Source organism: Halorussus lipolyticus (assembly GCF_029338375.1).
Classification (GTDB): Archaea; Halobacteriota; Halobacteria; order Halobacteriales; family Haladaptataceae; genus Halorussus; species Halorussus lipolyticus.
Window position 1 is genome coordinate 2,106,587 of sequence record NZ_CP119804.1, and the last position, 25,373, is coordinate 2,131,959.

Genomic DNA, 25,373 nt, shown 5'->3' on the forward strand with positions numbered 1-25,373 from the left:
GTTCCCACGCCTCTACCGGCAGTCTGTCGGAGGTTCGGTCGTCACGCACCGAGGACAGGTCAGGAAGGGGATGATTTATGTCGTTTATCTCTGAAGGGCCACCGTGAACCGCGCGACGACCCGAACGCTTGCCGCGTTTTTCGTCGTCTGTCTCGGAGTCTCGGCGCTCGGAGCCTCTGCTATCGGTGCCTCTGCGGTCGCGCTTCCGGGGGACGCGCTCGCTGGCGACCCACTCGACGCCGACGCACTCCCCGCCGACGCGCTCCCGACAGACTCGCGCTCGGCCGCCGACTCTGCCAACGTGACCTACATCGAGGAGGACATCGCCGAGGACACCACGTGGACCGCCGAGGGAGGCCCCTACCGAATCGCGGCCGACGTGACCGTCGAGGAGGGCGCGACGCTCGTCGTGGAACCGGGAACCGCCGTCCAACCCGCCTCGGACATCTCGATACGCGTCGAAGGGAATCTCACCGCCCAAGGGACGCCCTACGCGCCGATTACCGTCGCGCCAGCACCGCAGGCCCCCGACCGAGTTCGGTGGGCCTCGATTCGCTACGAGGGGTCGGCCCAGTCGCACCTCTCGTTGTCTCACGTCGTCCTCGAACGGGCGACGAACGGCATCACGGTCGATAGCACGGTCGGTCGCATCGACGTGACCGACGCCACCGTCCGGCAGGTGACCCGGAACGGCGTCCGGGTGGTCAACGACACCGGGACGCCGCGGATTCGAATCGCGGACTCGACGTTCGCCGACATCGGCAGACGGGGCGTCGCCGTCACGCCCGGAACCGGCGCAGTCGGCGGGTTCAGCGTCACGTCGAACTCGACCGAACCCAGCAATCGGACCGAGCATCAACTCGGCGTGATGCCCGGAACCGACGCGACGATTGACGCCTTCCGGGTGTCCTACCACGGGCACGGCGAGGTGCATCGAGTCGAGAACGCCTCGCTCCGGCGATTCGGCCTCGACCTGAACAACAACGGCACGGTGGACCGGTCGCTGTTGGGTCGGATTTCGACTGTCACCAATCCCGGTTCGAACGCCTACGAGATACGACTCGAACGCCCCGTCACCGTTCCCGCCGACGTGACGCTCCGAGTGGCGTACAACGACACCGAGAACCCGAGGACCTACGGCACGTATCCCGTCACGGTCGATTTCCGGCGAAACGGCGTCTCCCAGACCGCGCCGACGGCCCTCCCCTTCGAAATCTACTCGTCCCGTGCCGATTTCGACCGAAACCGGGCACCGCGGAACCGGCCACCGAGTCGCGCCACCCGAATTACCGTGACGGGTTCGACCTTCGAGTCGATGGGCGAGCAGGCCGTGTTCGTCGGAGGCGACGTGACCCGCAAGGTTCGGGTCGAAGGCAACACCGTATCCGAAACTCGGGGGTCCGGAATCGCGGTCCGAGGCCGGCAAGTCGAAGACGTGACCGTGGCCCGAAACCGAGTTTCGAGGGTCGGTGACGACGCCGACGGAATCCGAATCGCCACCCGCCGTGTCTCGGGCCTCGACCTCGACGGAAACCGAATCTCGGGCGCGGACGCCGGCATCGGTCTCTACGCCAGAAACGAGAACGCCGAGGCCATCCGAATCGCCCGAAACGATGTTACCGCGAGTACGACCGGGGTTCGCGTCCGCCACCGGGTCGGCTACTACGCTCCTCGCCTCTCGATGACGCTCGCGGACAACGCGATTTCGGACAACGACCGCCGAGGAGTCTCGGTCGTCACCGAGGCCACGCGACTGACCGGCACCGTCAGCGGGAACGAAATCACCGGTAACGGCGGCGCGGGCCTGTTCATCGAGGGTGAACTCGTGGGGCGAGCGACCCTGCGGAACAACTCGGTCGAGGAGAACGCCGACGGAATCCGCCTCCTCGCCGAGCGGTTCGTGACCTCGGATGTCGCGGACAACACCATCGCCGACAACCGCGGCCACGGCTTCAGCGCCCGGACGAGCCTGTTGGTTCACAACGTCTCTATCGCCGACAACCGGGTCCTCGACAACGCCGGGGTCGGCGTGAACGTGAACAATCGGTTGACCCACGCTGGTCGGGTCACGGTGGCCCGAAACGTCGTGGCCGCCAACGCCTACGGCATCCGCCTCGCCGGCGCGTTCGGCGGTCGAATCCTCGACAACCGGGTCGTGTTCAACACCTACGGTCTCGGCGCGCCGAAGGCGGTTCGGGGCTACCGACCGGGGACCGGAATCGTCGTGGAGGAGGGCGAGGCCGGCGCTATCTTCCGAACTGGCGACGTGAGCGAGGACCTCCGCGAACTCGTGGACGACCCGCAGGCGGAGGCCCGACTCGAAGGCCGTAATCCAGACGACTACACCGTGGTCCTCCGGCCCAACCGGACTGGCTACGTCTGGCACGGGAATCACGCCGCGCTCACAGTCCGGTCGCTGTCCGAGGACATCCCGACCGGGGTCGTCCTCCGGAAGGGTGACGAGGGCCGCCGCGGCGTCGTCGTCAGCGAGAACGACGTGTACGGCCACGACCGAGGGATGACGGTCAACGTCAGCACGCTGGTAGACGCCAACACGACGACTCGACTGTTCGTCAACGCGAGTCGGACCGTGGTCGCCGAGCGAAACTACTGGGGCGCGGACGACGGGCCGACCCACGCCTCGATTCACCCCGAGGGCGAGGGCGACCGCATCGTGACCCCCGCCGGGTGGGTCGATTTCGTGCCGTCCGAATCGTCGCCGTTCGGTCGGCGCTACCACCGACCGGAGGCCAGCGTCTCGGTCGCCGGCGGTGCCGCAAGGGTCGGCGATTCGGTGGTCGTCTCGGCGCGAGGGTCGAGTGACCGCGACAGCGACGGCCGGGTCGCAACCCACCGGTTCGTGGTCGAGGGACCGGCGAACGCGAGCGTGCCGTCACCAATCGTCTCCGCGAATCCGAACGCGACGTTCGAGGTCGGTCAGACCGGGCGGTACGACGTTTCGCTGGTCGTGGCCGACGAGATGGGCGTCGAAAGCGCCGAATCGGCGAGCGCGACGATTCGAGTCCGCGAGGAGGGCGCGACCACGACCACGGCGTCCGAGACTGACGCCGAGACGCCCGAGGCGAACGCGACGACGACCACCGAGTCCTCGACCGGGGGCGGAACCGGCGAGAGCGACGAGGGCGGACTCCTGCCGAGTCTGTCGGTGTTCACCACGCTCGGGGGTCTCCTCGGACTGGTCCTCTACCTCACGGCGCTGGCGCTGGGCGGGTACGGCGTGGTCCAGTCGCTCCGGCGGGCGGGCGTCCCCGTCAGCGGGAAGGTCATCAACGGCCTCGCAGTCGCGGGAGTCCTCGTCTGGATACTGTTCGGCCTGCTCGGGACCGGCGGCCTGCTGGCGGTGGGCCTCGGGGGCGGCGTGCTGTGGGCCGTGTTAGTCGCGGTCCTCTGGGTAGTGCTGGGATGACCGCTCGGGGAGACTCACCCGCTACCGTTCACTTCCCCGGCGAGGAGTTCGCTGGCCTCCACGAGGAGCGCCACGACCAGCGGTCCGGCGATGAACCCGACGGGACCGACGCTGAGGAGGCCGCCAGTGAACCCGACGAAGTAGAGGCTTCCCGGCAGGTCGGCCGTCTCGCGGGCGAGTCGGGTCCGGATAACCGCGTCGGGAAGCCACCCGACGAGGACGCCCCCGAGGACGAGGACCGCGATTGCGGCGGCAATCTCGTTCGCAGTCAGTCGGTAAACCGCGAGCAGGCCGACCAGAAACGACGGGCCGACGATGGGGAGAAACTGGAGGAACCCCGCCACCAGCGCCAGCGTGAGGTAGAACTGGTAGTCCAGCAGGTAGAACACGGGGAGCGCGACGAGAAAGGTCCCGACGGCGGTGGCGGCCTGTAGGACGTAGATGGCGAACAGGGTTTCTCTGGTGCGCTCGTGGAAAGCCGACGCGAGGTCCCGGTACTCGCGGGGAACCGGCCCGAGGAGCGCCCGCCGGGCCTGTCCGCGCCGAATCAGGAGCGCGAACACCAGCAGGGCGAACAGGGTGCCCTTGAGCGCGAGGACCGGCGCGAGGCGTGCCAACGCCAGCGCGACGACGGCCAGATACTCGCTGGCGACTTCGGTCACGATTCCCGCGTCGATGGTGTAGACCGACCCGAGGAGTTCGACGGTGACGCTCTCGGGGAGGTCCAGCAGGAACCCGACCAGTTCGGTCCGCCGCCGGTAGACCAGAAAGCCGAACGACGCGAACAGCACGACGACGCTGACGAACGCGATGGTCGTCGCGGCGGCGCTGGCCCACCACGAGGGGACTCCTCGTTCGACCAGTCGCTCGTGGAGGGGAACCAGCACGTAGGCGACGGTGATGGCGAAGAAGACGGTGCCCAGAACATCGAACAGCACTGCCGCCGCGAGTAGACCCAGAAGTGCCAGCACACCGGCCAACACCCGTTGTCTCGTCGCGGGCATACCCGCCACATCGAACCCCTGTGGCAAAACGTTTGGCACCGACTCGTCGGCGGACCGTTTCGGAACGGGAATTTATAACAGTCTTTAAGATAATTTTATATATCCGAGAGAATTACTTCTGTTTCTCAAACGCGGCCTCACCGTTTTTATCGCCGGGGTGCGCTACTGGTCTACATCCGGCCAGTTAAGTATCACAGGATGTAACCACCGGGTAATGAGACGACGCACTCTGCTGAAACACGGCGCGACAGCGGGCGTACTCGGCCTCGCTGGCTGTATCGGCGGCGACGAGGGCGGCCAAGAGACGACCACCACGGCCGGCGACACCACGACCGAGGCCGAGGCGACGACCACCGAGGAGACCACCCAGACCACGACCGAACAGAGCCTCAGCGGGACGCTCAAAGTCGCCACCTACAGTTCGTTCATCGACGCGCCCAGCACCGCGCCGGGCGGATGGCTCAAGAAGGAGTTCGAGAAGCGCCACCCCGACGTGACGGTCAAGTACGAGACGCCCGACAACGAGGTCAACTACTACATCCAGCGCGCAGACCAGAACGTGGACATCGACACCGACGTCTACGTCGGCCTGAACGTGGACCACCTCATCCGCATCGACGAGAAACTCGGCGACAAGAAGCTGTTCACCGCCACGGGCGACGACCTTCCGAACTACGGACAGGTCAAAGACGGTCTCAAGTTCGACCCGCAGAACCGCGCGGTCCCCTACGACACGGGCTACATCAGCCTCGTCTACGACGAGAGCGGCGTTGACCCCGCGCCCGAGACCTTCCAAGACCTGCTGAAAGACCAGTACAACGGCGACCTCATCGTCCAGAACGCCAAGACCTCCATCACCGGCCGGGCGTTCATGCTCTGGACCGTCAACACCCTCGGCGAGGACCAGTACCTCGACTACTGGAAGGACCTGAAGAACAACGGCATCAAGATTCTGGGGTCGTGGAGCGACGCCTACACCGCCTACGAGAACGGCGAAGCCCCGATGGTGGTCTCCTATTCGACCGACCAAGTGTACGCCAACCGCCAAGACAAGGACCTGTCGAAGCATCAGGTCGGCTTCCTCAACGACCAAGGCTACGCCAACCCCGAGGGGATGGCCAAGTTCGCCGACACCGACAACCCCGAACTCGCCGACGAGTTCATGAACTTCATGCTCAGCAAGCGCGCCCAGACCAAAATCGCCCAACTCAACGTGCAGTACCCCGCGACCGAGTGGGCACCCCTCAGCGACGAGTTCCAGAAGTACGCCAAGACGCCCGAGAACCCGGTCACGTTCACCTACGAGGAGCTACAGGGCAACCTCGACTCGTGGGTCGATTCGTGGGCGCGCCAGATAGCCGGCGGCAAGTAGCGTGACCCGAGACGGGGCCACGGCCGAGACCCGCCGGGACGAGTTCGCCCCCAGCGCGTCGGCGTGGCTCGAACGCCACGCGCTCGGGGTCCTCGGAGTCGCAACTGTCCTCGTCCTGCTGGTCGTCTTCTACTACCCCGTCCTCACCGTCTTCGCCGACGCGGTGCGAGTCGGCGGCGCGTGGACCCTCGAAACGGTCGCAGAGGTCCTCACCGACCCCTTCTACTTCGGCGCGCTGGCCCCGATTTTCGCCGGGGAGTTCGCCAGATTCGGGGCGGTAGCCGCCGAGACGCCCCTCGGCCTGTTCGGGTTCACCGCGTTTCAGGCCCTCCTCTCGACGATTGCGAGCGTCGCGCTCGGCTTGCCCGGAGCCTACGTCCTCTCGCGCTACGAGTTCCCCGGCAGGCGGACGATTCGGTCGTTGACCATCCTGCCGTTCGTGATGCCCTCCATCATGGTCGCCATCGGCTTCGTGGCGTTCTTCGGGACCAACGGCCCGCTGAACGCCGTCCTGACCTCGCTCGGTCTCGGTCCGGTCAACCTGCTGTTCACCCTCGAAGCCATCGTGGTCGCTCACGCCTTCTACAACGCTCCTCTCGTGGCGAGAGTGACGACGGCGGCGTGGGAGAGCGTGGACGCCCGAATGGTCGAAACCGCCCGGTCGCTCGGCGCGAACCCGTGGTGGGCCTTTCGGGACGTACTCGCTCCGCAACTCCTCCCCGCGATTCTGACGGGCGCGCTTCTGACGTTCATCTTCACGTTCATGTCGTTCCCCATCGTCCTCGCGCTCGGCGGCTTTCAGTTGGCCACCGTCGAGGTCTGGGTCTACTCGCTGGTCCAAGAGTTGGAGTACGCCGAGGCCGCCACCCTCGCGGTGGCAGAGACCGCAGTCTCGCTCGCGCTGACCTACGCCTACCTCCGGTACGAGGCCCAAGAATCGGGCGGTCGAACTACGAACCCGCCGCCGCGAAAGCGACTCCTTCCCGAATCGCCGACGCTCCTCGCGGGAATCGAGCGCGTCGGCGTCGTCGCCTACGCCGCGATTGTCGCGGTGGTCTTCGTCGGCCCCATCGCCAGCATGGTCGCCGAGAGCATCACGGGACCGCAGGGCCTCACACTCCAGTACTACCAGTTCCTCGTCCAGCGACAGGTCGAGGGGGCCTCCTTCCAGACGAAACCGGGGGTCGCAGTTCAGAACTCGCTGATTTTCGGCACAGCGACCCTGCTGGTGGCGCTCCCGATGGGGGTGACCGTCTCGGTGCTGACGACCCGAGGAGGCCGGGGAAGCCGACTCGCCGACGCCGCCGCGATGGCTCCGCTCGCGGTCAGCGGCGTGGTCGTCGGCCTCGGGATGTTGCGGGGACTCGTCTTCGGCGTCGAACTGTTCGGCGCTCGCCTCCGGGTGACGGGACCGGTCGCCATCGTCGCGGCCCACGGGGTCGCGGCCTACCCCTTCGTGGTCCGGAACGTCGCGCCCCTCCTCGGTGGTGTGGACCGCTCTGTCGTGGAGTCGGCGCGGGCGCTCGGCGCGACCCGAGTTCGCGCCCTGTTGGACGTGGAACTTCCCTTGGTCGCCTCGGGGGTCGCCGCCGGGGCCGCCTTCGCGTTCGCCATCAGCATCGGCGAGTTCGATTCGACGGTGATTTTGGCCACCGGAAGCAGTAGCTACACGATGCCAGTCGCCGTCGAGCGATACATCGGCAACCGGACGCTGGGACCGGCCTCGGCGATGGGGACCGTCCTGTTGGCCGTGACCAGCGCGAGTTTCGTCGTCGTGGACCGACTCGGTGGGCGGTGGGAAGCGTGACCGACCTCTCGATTCGGGGCATCTCCAAGTCCTTCGACGGCGTGGACGCCCTGCGGGACGTGAGCCTCGACGTGGCGGACGGCGAGTTCTTCACGCTGGTCGGTCCCTCCGGGTGCGGGAAGACCACCACACTCCGGGCCATCGCCGGGTTCGAGACGCCGGACTCGGGGTCGGTCCGGTTCGGCGACCGGGAGATGGCCGGGGTGCCCCCGGAGGACCGCGACGTGGGCATCGTCTTCCAGAACTACGCCCTCTTTCCTCACCTGACGGTCGGCGAGAACGTCGCCTACGGCCTGCGGTTCCGCGAGACGCCCGGCAAGCAGTCGAAGGCCGAGCGCGTGGCCGACCTGCTGGAACTGGTGGACCTGCCGGGATTCGAGGAGCGCAGTCCGGACGAACTCTCGGGCGGCCAGCAACAGCGAATCGCCCTCGCTCGGGCGCTGGCCCCCGGCCCGGAAGTCCTCCTGCTTGACGAACCGATGAGCGCGCTCGACGCCAGACTCCGCCAGAACCTTCGGACGCAGGTCAAGCGCATCCAGTCGGAGTTGGACATCACGACGATTTACGTCACCCACGACCAAGAGGAGGCCCTCGCCGTCTCGGACCGCGTGGCGGTGATGAACGACGGCCGCGTCGAGCAGGTCGGTCGCCCGGAGGACGTGTACCGACGCCCGACCACTCGCTTCGTCGCGGAATTCCTCGGCGAGAACAACGTCTTCGAGGGTGAAGTCGAGGCGGGACCAGGCACGTCGGGTGACGTGGTTCGGGTCGGTGAAACGACCTTCCGACTTGCAGGTCTCGACGCGCCGGAGGGCGAGACGGTCACGTTCTGCGTCCGCCCGGAGAAGTTGGTCCGCGGCCCGGCCGAAAACGGGTTCGAGGCCACCGTCGAAACCGTCGAGTTCCTCGGTGAGTCCTTCCGGGTGCATCTCGACTGGAAGGGCCGGGACGTGACGTTGCGGGTCCCCGAGCGGCCTGATGCGGAGCGGGTGCGGGTCGGGTTCGCGCCGGAGGACGCTCACGTCGTTTCTGCGGAAAGTCGGGAGCGTGAGGTCGTAGGGGAGCGGTGAGTCGAAGGTATAGCGGTCGTGGTCGGATTTTGTATCTGTGTCGGTGGTGGTAGTTTCGTCGCTGTGTCGAGGAAGCTAGCTTCAGGCTTGCGCGATGGAGTCTCCCGCGCCGCACCGCGATGGCCTCACTCCTCCCCAACCTCCTCGCACGAGGAGTGCGCACAGTTCTGCGCGCACTCCCGCGCGCCGGACTGGTTCCGTTACCTCTCGCGCCGCGGCCGACCGAACCACAAGGCGAGGGCTTCGAGAAGAGTTCGTCGCTACCACTCTACTCTCGAGTTTCAGAATAGCCGAATACGCACATCCCGAAGTATCCAAACGTTCAAACCGGATGGCGGGCTAACTTCGGCCCAGTGACTTCCCGCGATTCGTGGCACGAGGTCTTCGGCCACGACGACCCCTACGACGAGCAGGTAGACGGCATCGAGACGGCCATCGACACGGCCCAGCAAGGTGGCTTCGCGGTCGTGGAGGGTGCCTGCGGGACCGGCAAGACCATGCTGGCGCTGACCGCGGGCATCGACCTCGTTCGGAATCCCGACAGCGACTACGAGCGCGTCGTCGTCCTCACCAGCGTCAAACAGCAGTTGCGGCAGTTCGAGGAGGACCTCCAGACTATCAACGCGAACCTCCCGGCCGACTGGGACCCCGTGACCGCCCTCACCCTCGTCGGCAAGGCCGACGTGTGCCCCTACAACCGGGAGAACGCGGGCGGCATCGACGACAGCAACGTCTACGAGCGATGCGAATCGCTCCGCGAGGACACCCGCGGCGTCACCGGCGAGGCCGGGGCCACGACCGCGCAGAATCTCGTCTCGCGTGCGCGAAGCCAGCAGACCGGTCTCGCCGATTCGGGGTCCCAAGGCCGGGCCGCCGCGAGCTATCTCGAAACTGCGGGCGAACCGACGCCCTACCCGCCGGAGATGCCGGAGTACGACAACTTGGAGTACTGCCCGTTCTACGCCCAGTTCCTCGAAGACGCGCCCGACGACGGCGACCCAGTGGAAGCGGTCCCCTTCGACTTCGACGGCATGGGTCTCATCGACCCCGAGGAGCTGGTCTCGCTCTCGGTCCAGCACGGCACCTGCCCCCACTCGATGATGGGCGCAATCTTGGGCCACGCCGAGGTCGTCGTCGGCAACTACTACCACGCTTTCGACCCCGTGACGACTTCCGGATTCACCGGCGCGCTCCTCGACAAATCGACCTTCGTGGTCTGCGACGAGGCCCACATGCTCGAACCCCGCGTCCGGGACCTCGTGAGCGACGCGGTGGGCGACAAGACGCTCCGAGACGCCGAATCCGAACTCACGCAGGTCATCCAACCCCTCAAATTCGACGGCGACAAGGAGACTCACACCACCACCGACGCCGATTTGGTCCGGGGCGAACTCGAAGACAGCGAGGTGAGCCTTTCGGACATCGAGGCGACCCGCGACTTCTTCCGGGACTTGCGCGAGGAGTTGGACCGCCGGGTCACGGCCCACCTCGAACGCGAACACCGGGGCTGGAAGTCGAACCTCCACGACTTGCCCGACGACGAAATCCCCCTCCGGGACCCGACCGAACCCCAATCCGACGAAATCTCGGAGTGGGCACAAGCGGAAGGCTACCACGACGGCGTCTGGGTCAAAGCCGAGGCGGTCGGGTCGGTCGTCGCCCGCATCCTGAACGAGGCCGAGGACGACGAGAAAGAGCGGTCAGCGCCCTCGGCGGGCCGGGTGCTGGGCGACTGGTACCGAAACGACCACGAACACTACTTCCGGGAAATCGAACTCGAACGCACGTGGAACGAGAAGGAACCCGACACGTCGTGGCGGCGGGCCTACAACGCCAGACTCGCCATGCAGAACTGCGTGCCCAGTGACGCCATCGGCGAACAACTCGCGGAGTTCGGCGGCGGCGTCCTGATGAGCGCGACCCTCGAACCCCTCGACGTGTTCGAGGAGGTCACCGGTCTCAACCACCTCGAATCCGAGCAGGGTCGCCCGGTCGAAGACCGGACCTACGGCCTGAACTTCCCCGAGAAGAACCGCGAGAGCTTCGCGGTGGACGCGCCCAAGTTCACCTACGACAACCGGGGTGCCCCCGGCGACGAGACCCCCGCTCGGCAGGTCTACGCCGACGCGCTCCGGGACGTGGCCCGGTCGTCGCCGGGCAACGTCCTCGTCGGGATGCCCAACTACGCCGAGGCCGAGTGGGCCGCCGAGAGCCTGCGAGAGAACTCCAAAGTAGAGAAGCCGGTTCTGCTGGACGAGAGTAGCGCCGACGACGTGACCGAGGACCTCAAAGCAGAGTTCTTCGGCGGCGAGGGCAAAGTCCTCGTCACCAGCCTCCGGGGCACGCTCACCGAGGGCGTCGATTACGAGGGCGACAAACTCAGCGCCGCGGTGGTCTGTGGCGTCCCCATCATCAACACCGCCAGTCCTCGGACCAAGGCAGTCCGCACGGCCTACGACCGCGCTTTCGGGGACGTCCCCGAGTCACACTCGGGGGGCCAGTCGGGCGGGACGTCCGGCAAGGGGTTCGAGTACGCGCTCACGGTTCCAGCGGTTCGAAAGGCCCGCCAAGCCCTCGGTCGCGTGATTCGCGGGCCGGAGGAGGTCGGCGTCAGGGTCCTCGTCGATGCACGCTACGCTCGGGACTCGTGGGACAGCGTTCGGAAGTACTTCCCCGAGGTCGAGCGCGAGGAGTTTCAGACGGTCGGCACCGAGATGGGCATGGAAATGCTCTATCGCGGGCTGAACCGGTTCTGGGACCGCCACGAGTAGCGCCGCGAGACGCCGCTTCGAGGAAGGGCTTCGATTCGTATCGTAGTGCCTACCACGACATATTTTATTCGGAGACGTGCAACCGCGGTCATGAGCAACCACCAAGTAGAGTCCGAAAAGGGCGTCGGACAAGAGACCAGCACGTTCACCGACTTTGACGGCTACGAGGGCGACGAGGAAACGGACGCGACAGACGACCACGACACGTGGGGCGTCGGCGAATAGCCCTCGAACGCTCGTAATAGACATTTTGATGTATTCTTCAAACAACTATAGATATGTTAGAGACAACTTCAGTCATGTTTTGGTGGTGAGTGTCCCACTCACCGAGACCTATCACAATTCTCCACAGGCCGAACCCCGTTTCTCCGAGGCGAGGATTTTTGCCGAGCGCCCTCACAGATAGGGACATGACCGAGCCGCCGCTCGAAGTCGAGACCGTCCTCGTCCCCGTCGATGGAAGCGACGAGTCGGTCGAGGCCGTCGAGTACGCCGTCGCCGTCGCCGAACAGTACGAGGCCTCCGTCCACGCGATGTACGTCCTCGGCGAGGAGCTAGTCAGAGGCATCGAGAGCGGAGCCGTCGCCAAAGAGGACGTCCTCTCGGACACCGAGACGTTCATGGACACCGTTCGGGACCTCGCCGACGAGTACGGCGTGACCGTCTCGACCTCGAACGCATTCGGCTTCTCGACCACCAGAAAGACCCAACATCCCGGAAGCGCGGTCCTCGACACCGCCGAGGACATCGACGCCGACTTCATCGTGATTCCGCGCGAACCCCTCACCGGGGAACCCGGCGAAGTGCTGGAGAAGGCCGCCGAGTACGTGCTGTTGTACGCCAGCCAGCCCGTGTTGTCGGTGTGAAGCTCCGATTACCGCGAGCGAACGAAGTGAGCGAGCGGACCAAGCGACGACCAAAGTGAGCAAAGCGAACGGCGGGAGGAGTGCCGTGTTTTTCATCGACGTTTTGCCAACGGAGGGCCGCGCCGAGCGCGGCCCGAAGTGCAGCAAAAGGTCGTCTTAGAGCCGCAGAACCATCTCGATTTCGAAGCTCTCGGTGCCGTGGGTCTCGAAGCCGACCGACTCGTAGAGGTTGACCGCGGCGTGGTTCCAGCGTTCGACCGTCAGCCAAACCTTCTCGACGCCGTTTACCTGCCCGTAGCCGAGGAGACCCTGCATCAGCTTCGATCCGATTCCGGCGCGCTGGTAGTCCTGATGCACGAAGATGGCGAGTTCGTGGGCGTCCTCGTCGGGGACCAGCGTGGCGTGGCCGACCGCTCGGTCGTCGTGCCACGCCACCACGTTCAGTCCGTCGAGCAGGTTCTCGAACCAGTCGCGGACCCGCGACTCGGTGGCCGGCGGGATGCCCTGCGCCCGGTCCGAGGGCGCGAAATCGGTGTACATCTCCACGACGGCCTCGAACTCGCCGTCGTAGGGCCGAATCGCTATCTCCCGGCCCTCCTTGTCGTCGAACGACAGCGGTGGCTCTGGGAAGGACCCGGCCTCCTCGTCGGGGTAGCCGCGTTCGCTCGGACTCATCGTACTAGCTTGACACTGACCGGGGAGTTCAACAGGACGAACTCCGAGATGTGGCCGAGTTTTATCTTCCCCATCGGACTGCGCTGGCCGCCGCCGAGGACGATTTGGTCGAATCCCTCGCGCTCGGCGAGGTCCACGAGTTGGCTTCCGGGGTCGCCCGAGAGGTGCCGGACCTCGGCTGTGAACTCGGCGTCTTCGAGCGTCTGGAACACCCGCGACTCGATGTCGGTCGGTTCGCGGTCGCTCTCGGGGTTTTCGAGGATGACGACGGTCAGGTCGTCGCCAGCGGCTTGGGCGCGCTCTACGCTCTGTTCGAGCGCCCGTATCGAGTCGTCGCTTCCGCCGATTCCGAGCAGGACGTTCATATCTCCCCCAACCGCGCCCTCCGACAAAACAGTTGTGTGGCGACCGCCTCCGTGCCAATCTCCGACAGACGATACGCTTTTCCACCTCCCACCGCTACCCCGATTCATGGCAGACGAACCACCGCGTCCCTCCGAGAACGACAATCAGGACGCCGAAGCCGACCCGACTCGCACCCCCGATGCCGACCGCGAGTCGAACCCTCCTGCCGACGAGCCATCCGCACCTGACGCCGAACCGGAGACCGAATCCGACACTGAGGAAGAACCTGAATCCGACGTAGAGCAGGTCCCCGACGAAGTTCGCAAGTACGAGCGGTTCACGAAGATGGACGGCGCGGAGTACGACCGGGTTAACGAGTTCCTGCGCGACCGGACCTACATCACCGCCCGCGAGTGGGCCATCGCCAGACTCTGCGCCGATTTCCGGACCGAGACCGGGGTCGAGATGACCAAAATCGGCGAGAACCTGCCCGAACTCGTCCCGTTCATGACCGACACCTACACCCCGCAGGCGGTCAATCAGGCGCGCTCCTCGTTCGAGGACAAGGTTCGGCAGGCGGGCGCGACCTTCCTCTACGGCGCGATGTCGGGCTTCTTCACGGCCGAGGAGTTAGACGATATGATGTACGAAGTGACCGAAGTCGCCAAGTTCCTACTGGAGGTCGAGGGCGTCGATTTGTCCGTCGAGGAGGAACTGGAGGCCGAGGACCGAATCTCGGGCGTGATGCGCGAGGTCCGGTCGGCCAGCGAACAACTCCGCCACGACGAACTCGAATGCCCGAACTGCGGTCACGAGATGGAGGCCGCCGAGGCCGACGCGAGCGCGGAAGCCGACGACTGACTGCCGAGAGATGCAGTTGGTGGTTAGACCGACGCGGCGGCGTCGCCAGCATCGTGAGCAAACGGATTGATAAAGAGGTCGTCGTACGGAAACACGGGTCGCTTCGACTGACCCTCTTGGTCGAATCGAATGATTCCGAGTGCTTCCAGTTGCGTCAACTCTTGGTGGACGTTCTTCACGTCCCTCTCAACGAGTCGAGCGGTTTCACGGATGCTATCGGGACTGTTCTCTCGGATAACCCGAAGAAGCGTGTAAGTGCGCTCGTCGAAGACCTCTCCGAGTTGTTTTTCGTTCGCAAACGTCACGGTCGTCGGCTTCCCGACCGATTCGCCGTCTTCGAGTTGTCGAATCGCTTCCAGTCCTTCCTCGTACATCTCCTCACCGCCACCGACTGTGACTAAGAGGATGTTCTTATGTTCAGTCATGTGAATCACCTACTGTTGTCGGATGGTCCGAACCGTGCCATCGGTATTTCGTCCCAAAACTTCTCGTAGAGTTCCACCATTCCGGGGAAATCTACGTATTTTGGTTCCGGGTCGGGTGCGACGTGTAGTTCGTGTCCTTTCGTGTCTTCGTGGGCATTGTCGTATCGCCGGATAGTTCCATCTTCGAGTGTTTCTGAATCTGGTGTGAGTGCGCCGTAATGGAGTGTGTACCGCCATCCCGAGGGATACGCATCGTCCCCAGTCCGACGAATTGAAATTCGGACTAGCGTTCCGTCTTCGTACACCTTTGTCCGTTCGTATCCGTCGAAATCGTCGTCCGTCACTACCATCCACAGATGTTGGTTGAATAGCCAACAGCATAAAACCGTTGGTCAAGTAGCCAACGGAGTGCTAATCCTCCTCGTGTTTCTCGCTCCCAGCGACGAACGGCCCGATGAACAGCGTCGATTGGGAGACCGTCGCAAGCCGCGAGATGTACGAGGTGAGGGTCACGAACGGGAGGAGCGAAATCGTGATTGCGCCACTCACGAACCAGAGGCGGTTCTCGACTGCGAGCGTCGTGCCGGGGAAGACGCCCGGATCGTAAATCTGGGTGGCGTAGAGCGCGATGAGCAGGGACGGGAGGCCGATGTAGAGGAGCGCCCGCGAGAAGTTGATGAACTCGGTTCGGATGTAGGTCGTCTTCAGGTAGCCTCTGGCCGTGACGAACAACTCGATGGCGTTTATCATCTCGACCAGTGCCTCTCTCTCGTCGTCGTCGAGTTGCTCGCTGTACTCCTTGCGAATCAGGCGGAGTTGCCGTATCTTCCCGGAGGTGTCCAAGTTCATCACCGCCGCGACCGCCTCGAAGTCACCGAATTTGGCGTCTTCGAGGTCGTCGTTGACGCTTCTGGCCTCGGCGTCGAAGTCACGGGCGAACTCCTTCACGTCCGACCGGAGGTCCGCGTCGCCGTCGATGGTGTCGGGGAGCGAGGTGGCGCGCTCGCGGAGCGCCGACACGAGGTCGTCTAAGTACTGGCCCGGCGAGAGCGGACTCACGGTATCGTCCAGCAGGCCCTCGCTCTGTCTGCGGAGTTCCATCGTGTCCTCTAACCGACTGCGCTGGTCGCTGACCGGCCCGAGTTCCGGCGAGAGGACCAGTTGGTTGATGGAGAGGACGATGGTCACGACCGAGACCACGGTCTTCATCAGTTCCACGAGTGCCGACGCTGGCGAGATGCCCTGCGCGAGAAATCGCTGGGCCGAGACGGGACCGAAGGTACCGACCGCGATGGTCAGCAAGAACGTGCCCGCCCCGAGGAGACCGACGACCAACCACCGGTTCGCGTCGAGGAGAAACCAGCGTTTGAAGTCGAAGACGGCCTCACCGAGCGGTCCGCGGTCGGGTTGCTCGATGGTGTCGGTTATCTCGGTCGGCGAGTCGATGTCCGCACCAGTCATCCGACGATGGAATTTGTCGGCCGGCACTATTGTTCCGTCGGCCGTTTCCGCCCGACGCTATTGTTCCGTCGGCCGTTTCCGCCCGACGCTATTGTTCCGTCGGCCGTACTCGGGCTATTCGTCGTCGTCGCTGGACGGCGGCCCGAAGTTCTGGGGTTCGTCGTGGGTGAACTCGACTCGCTGGTTAGTCAGAGTCCGGACGTAGGTGTGCATCTCTCCGGCGCTCTCGGCGGCCGTGAGCATCGGTTGGGCGTTCTGGGCGTCGTAGTAGGCCGGGTAGAGGACGGCGACCTCTCGGTCGCGGTCCTCCATGGCGACCACGAACAGCACGAGGCCGTCGGCCGTCGCCCGGAAGGCCTCGTAGGCGTCGAAGGACACCTCGCCCGCCAGCAGGGCTTCGAGTTCGCCGAACTCGTCGTCGGGGACCAGCACGTCGATACCGAATCGCTCGTCGTCCTCGTCGGGGACCAGCGCGGTCACGTCGCCGGGGTGGAGTTGGAGGGTGTCCCACCCGTCGGCCTCGTACTCGTCGGCGGTGGCCTCCATGTCCGAAACGATGTCGTCCCAGAACTCCGCCGCCCGGAGGTGGGTGCCGGGCATCTCGCCCGCCTGCTCGAAGGCGGCGGCCGGGTCGTCCTCGGCGAGTGCTTCGAGGTCCGCTTCGTCTCCGTCGGCGGGTACTTCGGCGTCGTCTCCCAACTCGTCGCGCTCCTCGGCGTCGTCGCTCATGGTTTCGAACGCGACTGTAAAGGCTAAAAGTCTTGGTACTCGTGGGCAACCGGCGGCCTCCTTGCCGGGTGCTTCCCGTCCGATGCTCCTCGGCCGATACTTCTCGCCCGAACTTTCTTACCCCGCGTCGTCGTGCTGGTCGTGGGGGAAAACGATGAGTTCAGAACGACAAACGCGACAGTCACAACACGGAGGACAGTCTCAACAGGGCGGCCGACGACGACCACAGATGTTCCGCTCGGCGGTGGGGATTCCGGGCGAGACGCGCCAAGAAATCGTCGGGATGCTCAACCAGAGCCTCGCCGACACCACGGACCTGATGACCCAATGCAAGTTCGCCCACTGGAACGTCAAGGGGATGAACTTCTACCAACTCCACCTGCTGTTCGACGAGATAGCCGAGACGCTCGAAGACCACGCCGACATCATCGCCGAGCGCGCGACGGCACTCGGCGGCGAGGCCACCGGCACGGTCCGGTCCGCGGCGTCGAACACCCGGATTCCGGAGATGCCGTCGGACGTGACCACCGGCCCCGAGTACGTCGCGGCGCTGGTCGAGCGGGTCGGGATGCACGCCAACAACCTCCGGCGCGAAATCGAAATCGCGGTCGAACGCGACGACGAGGACACCGCCGACATGTACACCGAACTCTCGCGGGAGGTGGACAAACAGCTCTACTTCCTCGAAGCGCACCTGCAAGCGGTCAACCCGGACATGATTCCGGACCGTCCGGGCGCGTCGATGCAGGACGCTGGCGGTTCGCAAGGCACCAGTCCGTCGCAGGGCGGCCGGCCGTCCCAGTACCGCGAGGAGCGGGGGAGCGGACAATCCCGACAGATGCAGGGCGGCGGGCAGTCAGGCCAGATGCAGGGGAGCGGCCAGTCGCGCCAGACGCAGGGCGGACAGTCGGGCCGAGCGCAGAGACAGAGCCGGTCCCGACGGACCGACCAGCAGGGGTACGGCCGCGGATGGCGATACTGACGAGTCGGTCGTCGCACTGTGGAAGGCAATAATAATGATTCCTTAACAATTCCAGATATTTACGAAAGCCGCTCGTAGTTGTCTGCTATCGCTTCACGCTCGAACGACACATTGGCGGTTCGACGCCCGGCATCCGTTCGGCCACCGCCGAATCCCGTTCGACCGGTCGCTGAACCCAATCCGACCGGCCGCTAAATCAACGACGGCGTAGCGGTCGCAGTCCGCATCGACCGGCGCTCGCCACGTCGAGTACCTATTTCTTTAGACTGGTAGTTTATTAATTTAAATTTCCTAACTAGAGGAGCCAGCATCGCTGGCTGATACCGATGACTCAGGACGAACGCGACCCCGACGACGCACCGAATCGAATCGAACTGCTGTCCTCGATGGGCGACGACGAATCGGCACCCTCCACCCGGCGTCGGTTCGTGACCGGCGTGGCCGGCATCGCGGCCAGTCTCGGCTTCGCGGGCACCGCGAGCGCCATCGACCCGACGGGCAAGTACGCCCTCCACGAGCGGAAACGGGCCTACCAGTCCCAGCGCGCCGTTTGCGCCGCGTTCGAGGACCACGCCCGAGACCTGTTCGACCGCCTCGCCGAGGAGGACCTCCTCGACGCCTCGCCCGCGGAACTGGTCGCCGAGGAGGGCGCGGACGTGTCGGCGTTCATGGTCGGCGGCGAACCGAGCGCCCACCTCCACGTCGAGACCGAGACCGACGAGGGCCGACTCACCATCAACGTCGAACCCGAGGCCGGGCGTCGGTACGCCCTCCTCCGGAACGACGACGGGTCGGCGACGGTCTTCGACCCCGACCGAGACGCCGAGACGAGCGGGTGTTACATGGTCGCAGGGTGTATCGGCGACGGGTGCGTCTGCACCGAGTACGAGGTCTGCTGTGACACCACGACCAACACCTGCTACACCGACGGGAGCATCGGCACCTGCTCGGGATGCGACTACTGCGTCAACAACGACTGCGAGGACGTTTGCGGGTTCTACTGAGCCAGTAGTCGGCCGCGCTTCGCCCGCGGTTTCATTTTTTGGTCGTCAGGTCGCCAGCCCCAACACTCGCTCGGCCGCGGCGCGGACCTCCGGAACCGTCTCCTCGGGAGCGTAGACGCCGAGTCGCCACTGAGCGCGTCCGGCGGCCCGCAGGCCCTCGACCAGCGGCGACTCGTCGGCGAGGCGACGCACCTCGCCGTCAACCACCACGCGAGTCGAGGTTTCTGGCATACTCGGTTCGCCGGGGGTATCGACCAGCACCTCCTCGGGGGACACCCCGGCAACCTCGGCGACCTCTCGCTCGAAGGCCCGAACTTGGTCGTGGTCGGCGGTGACGACCGCCTCGGGCACCGCGTCGAATTTGGCCCAAACCGCCCGCTTGTAGAGGTCCCGGTGTTCGAGTCGCCGGGCGGCGTCCTCGGTGGCGGGGCAGTCGCGCAACGCTCCCAGCAGGCGGGCGTCGGTCATCCGGGCGAATTGGCCGGCGTCCAAGTCGGTCGAATCGAGCAGACGCTCGCTTGCCCGTTCGAGCATCTCGCCGGCGATGCGCGAGACGTGGTGGCGGTAGACCGTCGCGTTCATCAGCGTCCGGGCGACCAGCGTCCCCTCGGCGGTCTGGACGTTGCCCTCCGAGAGGACCAACTCGTCTCCGCGGAACTGGAGCGCCGCCAGCAGGCGCGAGTGGTCGATGGTGCCGTAGGGAACCCCGGTGTGGTGGGCGTCCCGGACGAGGTAGTCCATCCGGTCCACGTCGAGTTCGCCCGCGACGAGTTGGCCGAGTCTGCCCCGGCCCTCGACCAGTTCGGCGACCTCCTCGGGGTCGAGGCCGTGAGATTCCAGCACGTCGGCGAGTCGGCCAGACGAGAGGAGGTCGCCCACTTCGTCGTGGTGCTTGCCGAGGCGGCGCTCGATGATGCCCTCGGTCTGGTGACCGTAGGGACCGTGGCCAACGTCGTGGAGGAGCGCGGCAGACCGGACCGCCTTCGCCCGGTCCTCGCCGACCCCGAGGAGCGAGCAGGCTTCGCGAGCGAGGTAGTAGACTCCGAGGCTATGCTCGAACCGGGTGTGATTCGCGGAGGGGTAGACCAACCGGACCGTGCTGAGTTGCTTGATGTGGCGCAGACGCTGGAACGCGGGCGTTTCGAGCAGGTCGGAGGCAAGCGGACAAATCGGGATGTGGTCGTGAACGCTGTCCTTGATGGCCTTCATGGCTTCCGGGTTGCGCCACGGCCGACAAAAAGAGTCCGTCTCCCGTCGCCCCGGAGTCGTGTGGCAGTCCCGGAGCAGTGCCGGGAGTCCCGGAGCAGTCTCGGCGCGGTCAGTCGTCGTCGCCGTCGCCTCGCTTCAGCATGTAGCCGACCGCCCCGGCGAGGCCGCCGAGGGCGCTGAGACCGCCGAAACCCGGCGCTTGGGCTTGGCTCACGATGTCGTCGGTATCGACGCCGCCCTCGGCCGACGCCTGCCCGGCGACCGAAATCTGTCCCTCGCTCTCGTTCCCGCCGGCGGTGGTCTGGTTCGCCCCGTCGGCCATCGTGGTCGCGCGGTCGGTCGTCCCATCGACCTCCCGAATCGACCCCACCAGCACGCCGTCGGGATGGTCCGTCGTCCGAATCACGACGCGGGCGTTGTCGTTGCGAATCGCCTCGGTGAGTCGCAGGAGGGGTTCGCCCTCGAACGGTCCCACGAGGTCCTCGGCGCGCATGATTTCGTCCACCAGCGTCCCGTTGGTCTCGTCAACCGGGGTTCTGGGCCGGAACAGGTTCGCCACGACCGGATTCGTTCGCTCGGTGAGAACGATGTCGATGCCCGTCACGTTCTCGACGTTCTCGACGTGGGTCGAGTACATTAGCTTCGCCACCACGCCGTTCGGCGGATGCAGGGTGAACCACGTCATCCCGGTGGCCTCGGTCCGGACGCCCTGCGGCGGTTCCATCGCGGCGAAGAACTTCACCGGTTGCTCGCCGTACTGGTCGGCCAGCGGATTCGTCGTCTCCTCCACCTCGGCCTCGGTCGGATTCGGAACCGTCGTGGTGGTCTGGTTGGCCGGGGTTGTCGTCTGATTTGCCGCCGTGGTCTGGCCCGGCGTCGTCGTCTGATTCACCGCGGTCTGGGTCGCGGTGGTCGTCTGCTGTCCGCCATCCCCACCGCCGATAACGATGTCGCCCACCATCGAAGTCGGGTGAACTTGGCAGATGTAACTCGTCATCTCCTCGGTGGCGGTGAACTGCAACGTCTGGGTCCCGCCCTGCCCGGAGATGATTTCGGTCTGTTCCACCACGTCGCCGTTCTCCGCGAGGATGGCGACGTTGTGGGGCGCACCATCGACGTTGACCCACGTAATCGCGTACTCGGTGCCCGCTTGCAGGTTCAGCGTCGGGTTGACCGTATCGGCGATGGACGCGGGTTCTCTGCCCTGCCACCCCGAGATTCGACCGCCGAAACGATACTCGGTCGCAGGCGCGCCGTCTTGGCGTCCGACCCCGGCCGCACCGATTCCGCCGACGCCGACGAGGAGGCCCGTCGTTCCCGCCGCCGTGAGGAATCCGCGCCGTGTCGTTCGGTCGTGTCTGTCGTTTTTCATGGGTCACTCCTCCAGAGAGTAGACGGTAATCATGTTCTCCTCCGCGTCGGCACCGCCCTGAATGTAGACGTACTGCTTGCCCATCTCGGGGTCGTACCAACTCACCGGGTTGCCTTCGATGCCCATCGAGAACTGGTCGGTCCAGAGCCTGTCGCCGGTCTCCGAATCGTAGGCGATGAACAGGCCGCCGTCGGTCCCCGCGAAGGTGATGCCGGTCGAAGTGGTCAGCGTGCCGCCCCACGGGTTGCTCGCCAGCCAGTCCTGCCACTTGATTTCGCCGGACACCGGGTCCACCGCGGTGATGTTGCCCGGCGGTTGGTTCCACCCCTCGATGCTCTCGCGCTGGCCGGGACTCGCGCTGATGTAGGTCATGCCGGTGTACTGCTCGCCGATTTCGTACTCCTCGTACTCCCACGTCAGCTTCATCGGGAGGTTGGTCGTCTTCAGGACCAGCGTGTTCCGGTCGGAGTCGTAGGCCGATGGTTGCGGGTTGGTCCCGCCGATGAGATTGGGCAGAATCCACGGCGTCTCCTGTAACTCCTGTTCGGGCATCGTCCACGTGTTGAGGTGTTCGCCGAGTTCGTCGCTCCGCTCGACTAGTTCGCCGGTTTCGAGGTCCACCGTGTAGAGCCACGCGGTCTTGCCCGGCCACGTGGCCAGCTTTCGGGTCTCGCCGTCCACTTCGGCCTCGAAGATGGTGGCCGGACTCGGCGAGTCGTAGTCCCACCAGTCGTGGGGCGACTCCTGAAAGCCCCACTCGACCTCGCCGGTCTCGGAGTTCAGCGCGACCTTGCCGGCGGTGTGTGGGTTCCAGCCCGGCCGAACCGTGCCGAACCACGGGCCGGGGTTCCCGGTCGGCAGGACCGCGGTGCCGCTCTCGGGGTCGAGGGCCGGCGTCTGCCAGACGGTCGAACCGCCGTGCTTCCACGCATCGCCGACCCACTCGTCGGGCGGGGTCATCCCCCGATGCCACACCTGCTCGCCGTCGGTATCGACGGCCTCGGCCCACCCCTGTACGCCGTACTCGCCGCCGAAGCTTCCCATCATCAGTTTGCCGTCGTGGACGACCAACGGGTAGTTCGAGGCCACGCCTCGCCACCGGGGCCACGCTTGCAGTTCGTCGTGCATCGCCATCTGCTCGTCGCCCTCGGCGATTTCGTTGCGGTACTCGTAGGCCCCGTTGTAGTACCACTTCTCGCTGGCGTCGTACCGGTCGAGCGCGAGGATGCCGTGGTCGAGCGTCACCTTGTAGAGGGTGTCGCCGAGGACCGCGACTCCTCGGTTCGCCGGGGGCGTCTCCCACCGAACCGGTGCCTTCGGGTGGTACATGTGATACCACAGAATCTCGCCGGTCCGGGCGTTGATGGCCCGGTTCTGTTCGGGACCGTTGACCTGATAGATGATGGGCGGGTCGCCCGGCACGACCAGCGGCGAGCCTTGGAAGCCCGCGGCGTCGTTGGCGTTCGGAAGTCCGTCGAGCGTCCACTCGCGGGTCAGGTCCGAGACGTTCTCCGGCGTAATCACGTCGGCCGTGGTGTGGTGGTGTCGCCGGTAGTTGTTGCCGTACAGCAACCACCCCTCAGGGTTCTCACCGCTTTCGAGGAGGTCCTGCTGTGTCACATCACGCTCCGGAATGACGCCGGTGTCGCCGGGGTGCTGAATCGTGGACGTTCCCGGTTTGGGAACTCTGTCGTCCGCCATCGTCAGTCACCCCCCGTCCGCGGTGCCCGCATCTCGTCGGTGATTCGAACGAGGTCGTACTGGAGGTCTGTCTGGCTCGCTATCAGCATCGCGGTGCTTCCCGAGACCAGCGCGGTTAGCTCCTCGTCGGCGATGTCGCCGGTGGCGAGGCGACTCGCGGCGTCGCTCAGAAGGTAGAACCCGCCGAGCATCGCCCGAACGTCGGCGATGCCGTCGTCTAACATCTGGTCGGTTATCAACACCTGCTTCTGTCGGAGGTGCTTGTCCAGACCGTCTATCCAGAGGAGCGCCCCCGCGGCGGCCCGCCGGTGAAGCGGCGGGACGTACTCGGGTTCGACCTCGAACTCGTCGCCGCCCTCTACGTCCTCGTAGCCCCACGTCGGTTGCCACATGGCGAGGTGGTCGGACTGGCGAACGACGTTGGCCACCGCCTCGGTCTGCTCGCGGGCGTCGAAACCGACCTCCGAGAGCGCGGTTTCGAGCGCCTCGGCCCGAACGAGGTGGCGCGCCATCGCTTCGATGTGCGAGGACCCGAACCGCGGGAGGTTGGCCTCAGTGCTTGCGTAGAAACCGACCTCCGCGAGGTGGTCGTCGATGGCCCACGCCGCGCCCGTCAGTTCGGCGTATAGCTCCTCGCCGCGCTCGGGGATGCCCGCTGTCCGGACCTCGGGCAGTCGGTCGATTGCGTCAGCGACGCCCGCCATCTCCGCGCCGACGAGTTCGGCGTTCAGTTCTCCCGTGAGACCGTTTCGGATGGCCTCGCCCCGCCGGGCGAATTCCCCGGTCGATTCGACGGTGACGGCCTCTCGAAGGTCACTCAGCGTCACGTCTTCGAGCGCCGCCCCGCCGGTCGCCGCCGCCCCGGTAACGCCGAGGACCTTCAGGAAGTCGCGGCGCTCGTCGTCTGAGAGCCGAGAGTTCGTATGTTCTGTTGTCATTGCTGTGTCCGGTTCGCCAACGCGATGGGTGAACCGTGTGAACGTTCATCAATCAGTCAAATAGGTCCCCGTAGTCGTTTTCCAATCAATGACACGTTCACATCTTGCGTAGGACAGTTTACCAAACACGTGGGACGGCGAAAGAATTTCTCCCGCATTCGCCGGAGAATACCTTCGGGTATCCGACTATTACTCCGAGGAGACCACGCGGGCGCGGCATCAAGTTTCGGAAATCGGAGTCGAATCCGGCCGGTCGAAAAGCGACAGCGCGGGACGGACGCCAGCGTAATCTATCGCTTCTATCATCCCCTAGCGACCAATAGCGCGACGAGATACCGCGAGCGAACGTCGGTCGTAGCGGGCGGGCGGCCGGTCGATACGGCGATACGGACAACTATATATTTATTTAGCGAATAATATGTTTGTCGAAAGAATGGATTTCGTGTCTCTATCCGCAACTCGACTCGGCCGAGACGGCCACTCGCGCGCCGGTCGAAGGAAACCGTGAAACGCCGGGACCCCCAACCGCAGACCATGCCCTACGCGGACAACGACGGCGTTTCTATCCACTACGAAGTCACCGGCGACGCGACTCAGAGCGACACCCCGGTCGTCCTCCTCGGCGACGCGGGGTACGGCCCGTGGCAGTGGAGTTGGCAGTTCCCGGCGCTGGCCGGTCCCTACGAAGTCGTCGTGCCGAGCGCGCGCGCCACCGGCGACTCCGACGCGGCCGATTCGTACAGCATCGCGGAGATGGCCGCAGACCTCGAAGCGGTCCTCTCAAATCACGGCGCGCGCACGGCCCACCTCGTCGGCGCGGGGATGGGTGGGATGGTGGCACTTCAGTACGCCCTCGACCACTCCCGCGCCCGGACGCTGACGCTCCTCGGAACCTCGGCGGGCGGCCCCCGCACGGAACCGATTTCCGACGACGTGCGAGAGCGACTCCTCGCCGACCCCGACGACCGGTCGTCGCTCCGCGACTCGCTCGAACCGGTCGCCGGTCGGGACCTCCTCGAAACCGACGAACTGGTCGAGCGAATCCTGAACTGGCGGCGCGCCGAGGACGCCGGTCCCGAGGCCCAGCGCAGTCACTTCGAGGCGATGGCCGAGTTCGACCTCAGCGATAGCCTCTACGAGATTACGGTCCCCGCGCTGGTCCTCCACGGCGCGGACGACCGGGTGATTCCCGCCGAGAACGGCCGTCTGCTGGCCGAGGGCCTCCCGAAGGGCGAGTTCCGAGAGTTCCCCGGCGAGCGGTTCTTCTTCGTGGCCCAGTCGAAGGCCGTCAACGACGCGCTCGTGGGGTTCTTGGCCGATTACGACGACGACTGAGGCCGAATCGGGACGCCCA

22 protein-coding genes are annotated in these 25,373 nt (G+C 65.5%); 11 read left to right on the forward strand and 11 right to left on the reverse strand.

Features of this window, described 5'->3' with window-relative positions; genetic code table 11:
• The first annotated feature begins 103 nt into the window (after window positions 1-103).
• Window positions 104-3,427 (forward strand): right-handed parallel beta-helix repeat-containing protein, encoded by a 3,324-nt coding sequence (locus tag P2T57_RS10745; RefSeq protein WP_276299202.1) that lies wholly within the window; start codon window positions 104-106, stop codon window positions 3,425-3,427.
• 14 nt (window positions 3,428-3,441) lie between these two features.
• Here the strand turns inward: P2T57_RS10745 and P2T57_RS10750 are convergent, their stop codons facing one another.
• Window positions 3,442-4,431, reverse strand: a complete 990-nt coding sequence (locus tag P2T57_RS10750) for an AI-2E family transporter (protein ID WP_276299203.1) — start codon at window positions 4,429-4,431, stop codon at window positions 3,442-3,444.
• Window positions 4,432-4,645: 214 nt separating this feature from the next.
• On the opposite strand from P2T57_RS10750, the gene P2T57_RS10755 reads away from it, so the two are divergent.
• The 6 genes from P2T57_RS10755 to P2T57_RS10780 all read left to right on the forward strand — a co-directional run bounded on the left by P2T57_RS10755 (window position 4,646) and on the right by P2T57_RS10780 (window position 12,317).
• Entirely contained in the window at window positions 4,646-5,803 is a 1,158-nt protein-coding gene (locus P2T57_RS10755) for a thiamine ABC transporter substrate-binding protein (protein WP_276299204.1), read from the forward strand.
• 1 nt (window position 5,804) lies between these two features.
• The gene (locus P2T57_RS10760) at window positions 5,805-7,610 is read left to right on the forward strand and encodes an ABC transporter permease (protein WP_276299205.1); all 1,806 of its coding nucleotides are present in this window, start codon (window positions 5,805-5,807) and stop codon (window positions 7,608-7,610) included.
• Window positions 7,607-8,680 (forward strand): ABC transporter ATP-binding protein, encoded by a 1,074-nt coding sequence (locus P2T57_RS10765; protein ID WP_276299206.1) that lies wholly within the window; start codon window positions 7,607-7,609, stop codon window positions 8,678-8,680. Before P2T57_RS10760 ends, P2T57_RS10765 begins: the two co-directional genes overlap by 4 nt.
• Before the next feature lie 353 nt (window positions 8,681-9,033).
• Entirely contained in the window at window positions 9,034-11,451 is a 2,418-nt protein-coding gene (locus P2T57_RS10770) for an ATP-dependent DNA helicase (RefSeq protein WP_276299207.1), read from the forward strand.
• Between the two features lie 90 nt (window positions 11,452-11,541).
• Window positions 11,542-11,676, forward strand: a complete 135-nt coding sequence (locus P2T57_RS10775) for a hypothetical protein (protein WP_276299208.1) — start codon at window positions 11,542-11,544, stop codon at window positions 11,674-11,676.
• Between the two features lie 185 nt (window positions 11,677-11,861).
• Window positions 11,862-12,317, forward strand: a complete 456-nt coding sequence (locus P2T57_RS10780) for a universal stress protein (protein ID WP_276299209.1) — start codon at window positions 11,862-11,864, stop codon at window positions 12,315-12,317.
• Between the two features lie 156 nt (window positions 12,318-12,473).
• On the opposite strand, the gene P2T57_RS10785 is transcribed toward P2T57_RS10780, so the two are convergent.
• The gene (locus P2T57_RS10785; protein ID WP_276299210.1) at window positions 12,474-12,992 is read right to left on the reverse strand and encodes a GNAT family N-acetyltransferase; all 519 of its coding nucleotides are present in this window, start codon (window positions 12,990-12,992) and stop codon (window positions 12,474-12,476) included.
• Window positions 12,989-13,357 carry a universal stress protein gene (locus tag P2T57_RS10790; RefSeq protein WP_276299211.1) on the reverse strand — a complete coding sequence of 123 codons (369 nt, stop codon included), beginning with the start codon at window positions 13,355-13,357 and terminating at the stop codon, window positions 12,989-12,991. The genes P2T57_RS10785 and P2T57_RS10790 overlap by 4 nt, the downstream gene beginning before the upstream one ends.
• Before the next feature lie 106 nt (window positions 13,358-13,463).
• Between P2T57_RS10790 and P2T57_RS10795 the strand changes: the two genes are divergently transcribed.
• On the forward strand, window positions 13,464-14,198 hold the full coding sequence (locus P2T57_RS10795; RefSeq protein WP_276299212.1) for a DUF5806 family protein: 735 nt from the start codon (window positions 13,464-13,466) through the stop codon (window positions 14,196-14,198).
• Between the two features lie 23 nt (window positions 14,199-14,221).
• On the opposite strand, the gene P2T57_RS10800 is transcribed toward P2T57_RS10795, so the two are convergent.
• The 4 genes from P2T57_RS10800 to P2T57_RS10815 all read right to left on the reverse strand — a co-directional run bounded on the left by P2T57_RS10800 (window position 14,222) and on the right by P2T57_RS10815 (window position 16,813).
• Window positions 14,222-14,623 carry an HVO_A0114 family putative DNA-binding protein gene (locus P2T57_RS10800; protein ID WP_276299213.1) on the reverse strand — a complete coding sequence of 134 codons (402 nt, stop codon included), beginning with the start codon at window positions 14,621-14,623 and terminating at the stop codon, window positions 14,222-14,224.
• A gap of 5 nt (window positions 14,624-14,628) precedes the next feature.
• Window positions 14,629-14,973 (reverse strand): toxin-antitoxin system TumE family protein, encoded by a 345-nt coding sequence (locus P2T57_RS10805; protein ID WP_276299214.1) that lies wholly within the window; start codon window positions 14,971-14,973, stop codon window positions 14,629-14,631.
• A gap of 61 nt (window positions 14,974-15,034) precedes the next feature.
• A complete protein-coding gene (locus P2T57_RS10810; RefSeq protein WP_276299215.1) occupies window positions 15,035-16,084 on the reverse strand; it encodes a DUF7972 family membrane protein in 1,050 nt (349 codons plus the stop codon).
• A 114-nt stretch (window positions 16,085-16,198) separates the two neighbouring features.
• Complete coding sequence (locus tag P2T57_RS10815; RefSeq protein ID WP_276299216.1) at window positions 16,199-16,813, reverse strand: DUF7529 family protein; 615 nt, start codon at window positions 16,811-16,813, stop codon at window positions 16,199-16,201.
• Window positions 16,814-17,042: 229 nt separating this feature from the next.
• On the opposite strand from P2T57_RS10815, the gene dps reads away from it, so the two are divergent.
• Both dps and P2T57_RS10825 read left to right on the forward strand, forming a co-directional pair.
• Window positions 17,043-17,795 (forward strand): DNA starvation/stationary phase protection protein Dps, encoded by a 753-nt coding sequence (gene dps, locus P2T57_RS10820; RefSeq protein ID WP_276299217.1) that lies wholly within the window; start codon window positions 17,043-17,045, stop codon window positions 17,793-17,795.
• A gap of 326 nt (window positions 17,796-18,121) precedes the next feature.
• Entirely contained in the window at window positions 18,122-18,799 is a 678-nt protein-coding gene (locus tag P2T57_RS10825) for a hypothetical protein (RefSeq protein ID WP_276299218.1), read from the forward strand.
• 45 nt (window positions 18,800-18,844) lie between these two features.
• Here P2T57_RS10825 and P2T57_RS10830 read toward each other — a convergent pair whose 3' ends face one another.
• The 4 genes from P2T57_RS10830 to P2T57_RS10845 form a co-directional block, all read right to left on the reverse strand.
• Window positions 18,845-20,008: an HD domain-containing protein gene (locus tag P2T57_RS10830; protein ID WP_276299219.1), complete on the reverse strand. Its 1,164-nt coding sequence runs from the start codon at window positions 20,006-20,008 to the stop codon at window positions 18,845-18,847.
• A gap of 109 nt (window positions 20,009-20,117) precedes the next feature.
• Window positions 20,118-21,380: a cupredoxin domain-containing protein gene (locus P2T57_RS10835; RefSeq protein ID WP_276299220.1), complete on the reverse strand. Its 1,263-nt coding sequence runs from the start codon at window positions 21,378-21,380 to the stop codon at window positions 20,118-20,120.
• A 3-nt stretch (window positions 21,381-21,383) separates the two neighbouring features.
• On the reverse strand, window positions 21,384-23,081 hold the full coding sequence (locus tag P2T57_RS10840; RefSeq protein WP_276299221.1) for a pyrroloquinoline quinone-dependent dehydrogenase: 1,698 nt from the start codon (window positions 23,079-23,081) through the stop codon (window positions 21,384-21,386).
• Between the two features lie 2 nt (window positions 23,082-23,083).
• A complete protein-coding gene (locus tag P2T57_RS10845; protein ID WP_276299222.1) occupies window positions 23,084-24,019 on the reverse strand; it encodes a twin-arginine translocation signal domain-containing protein in 936 nt (311 codons plus the stop codon).
• A 534-nt stretch (window positions 24,020-24,553) separates the two neighbouring features.
• Here P2T57_RS10845 and P2T57_RS10850 point away from each other — a divergent pair.
• Window positions 24,554-25,354: an alpha/beta fold hydrolase gene (locus P2T57_RS10850; RefSeq protein ID WP_276299223.1), complete on the forward strand. Its 801-nt coding sequence runs from the start codon at window positions 24,554-24,556 to the stop codon at window positions 25,352-25,354.
• The last annotated feature ends 19 nt before the right edge of the window (window positions 25,355-25,373 follow it).

Coding starts and splice junctions, on each gene's coding strand:
- P2T57_RS10750 (WP_276299203.1), bottom strand. CDS start 4,431: ATGCCCGCGACGAGACAACGGGTGTTGGCCGGTGTGCTGGCACTTCTG.
- P2T57_RS10755 (WP_276299204.1), top strand. CDS start 4,646: ATGAGACGACGCACTCTGCTGAAACACGGCGCGACAGCGGGCGTACTC.
- P2T57_RS10775 (WP_276299208.1), top strand. CDS start 11,542: ATGAGCAACCACCAAGTAGAGTCCGAAAAGGGCGTCGGACAAGAGACC.
- P2T57_RS10780 (WP_276299209.1), top strand. CDS start 11,862: ATGACCGAGCCGCCGCTCGAAGTCGAGACCGTCCTCGTCCCCGTCGAT.
- P2T57_RS10785 (WP_276299210.1), bottom strand. CDS start 12,992: ATGAGTCCGAGCGAACGCGGCTACCCCGACGAGGAGGCCGGGTCCTTC.
- P2T57_RS10790 (WP_276299211.1), bottom strand. CDS start 13,357: ATGAACGTCCTGCTCGGAATCGGCGGAAGCGACGACTCGATACGGGCG.
- P2T57_RS10795 (WP_276299212.1), top strand. CDS start 13,464: ATGGCAGACGAACCACCGCGTCCCTCCGAGAACGACAATCAGGACGCC.
- P2T57_RS10800 (WP_276299213.1), bottom strand. CDS start 14,623: ATGACTGAACATAAGAACATCCTCTTAGTCACAGTCGGTGGCGGTGAG.
- P2T57_RS10805 (WP_276299214.1), bottom strand. CDS start 14,973: ATGGTAGTGACGGACGACGATTTCGACGGATACGAACGGACAAAGGTG.
- P2T57_RS10810 (WP_276299215.1), bottom strand. CDS start 16,084: ATGACTGGTGCGGACATCGACTCGCCGACCGAGATAACCGACACCATC.
- P2T57_RS10815 (WP_276299216.1), bottom strand. CDS start 16,813: ATGAGCGACGACGCCGAGGAGCGCGACGAGTTGGGAGACGACGCCGAA.
- dps (WP_276299217.1), top strand. CDS start 17,043: ATGTTCCGCTCGGCGGTGGGGATTCCGGGCGAGACGCGCCAAGAAATC.
- P2T57_RS10825 (WP_276299218.1), top strand. CDS start 18,122: ATGACTCAGGACGAACGCGACCCCGACGACGCACCGAATCGAATCGAA.
- P2T57_RS10830 (WP_276299219.1), bottom strand. CDS start 20,008: ATGAAGGCCATCAAGGACAGCGTTCACGACCACATCCCGATTTGTCCG.
- P2T57_RS10835 (WP_276299220.1), bottom strand. CDS start 21,380: ATGAAAAACGACAGACACGACCGAACGACACGGCGCGGATTCCTCACG.
- P2T57_RS10840 (WP_276299221.1), bottom strand. CDS start 23,081: ATGGCGGACGACAGAGTTCCCAAACCGGGAACGTCCACGATTCAGCAC.
- P2T57_RS10845 (WP_276299222.1), bottom strand. CDS start 24,019: ATGACAACAGAACATACGAACTCTCGGCTCTCAGACGACGAGCGCCGC.
- P2T57_RS10850 (WP_276299223.1), top strand. CDS start 24,554: ATGCCCTACGCGGACAACGACGGCGTTTCTATCCACTACGAAGTCACC.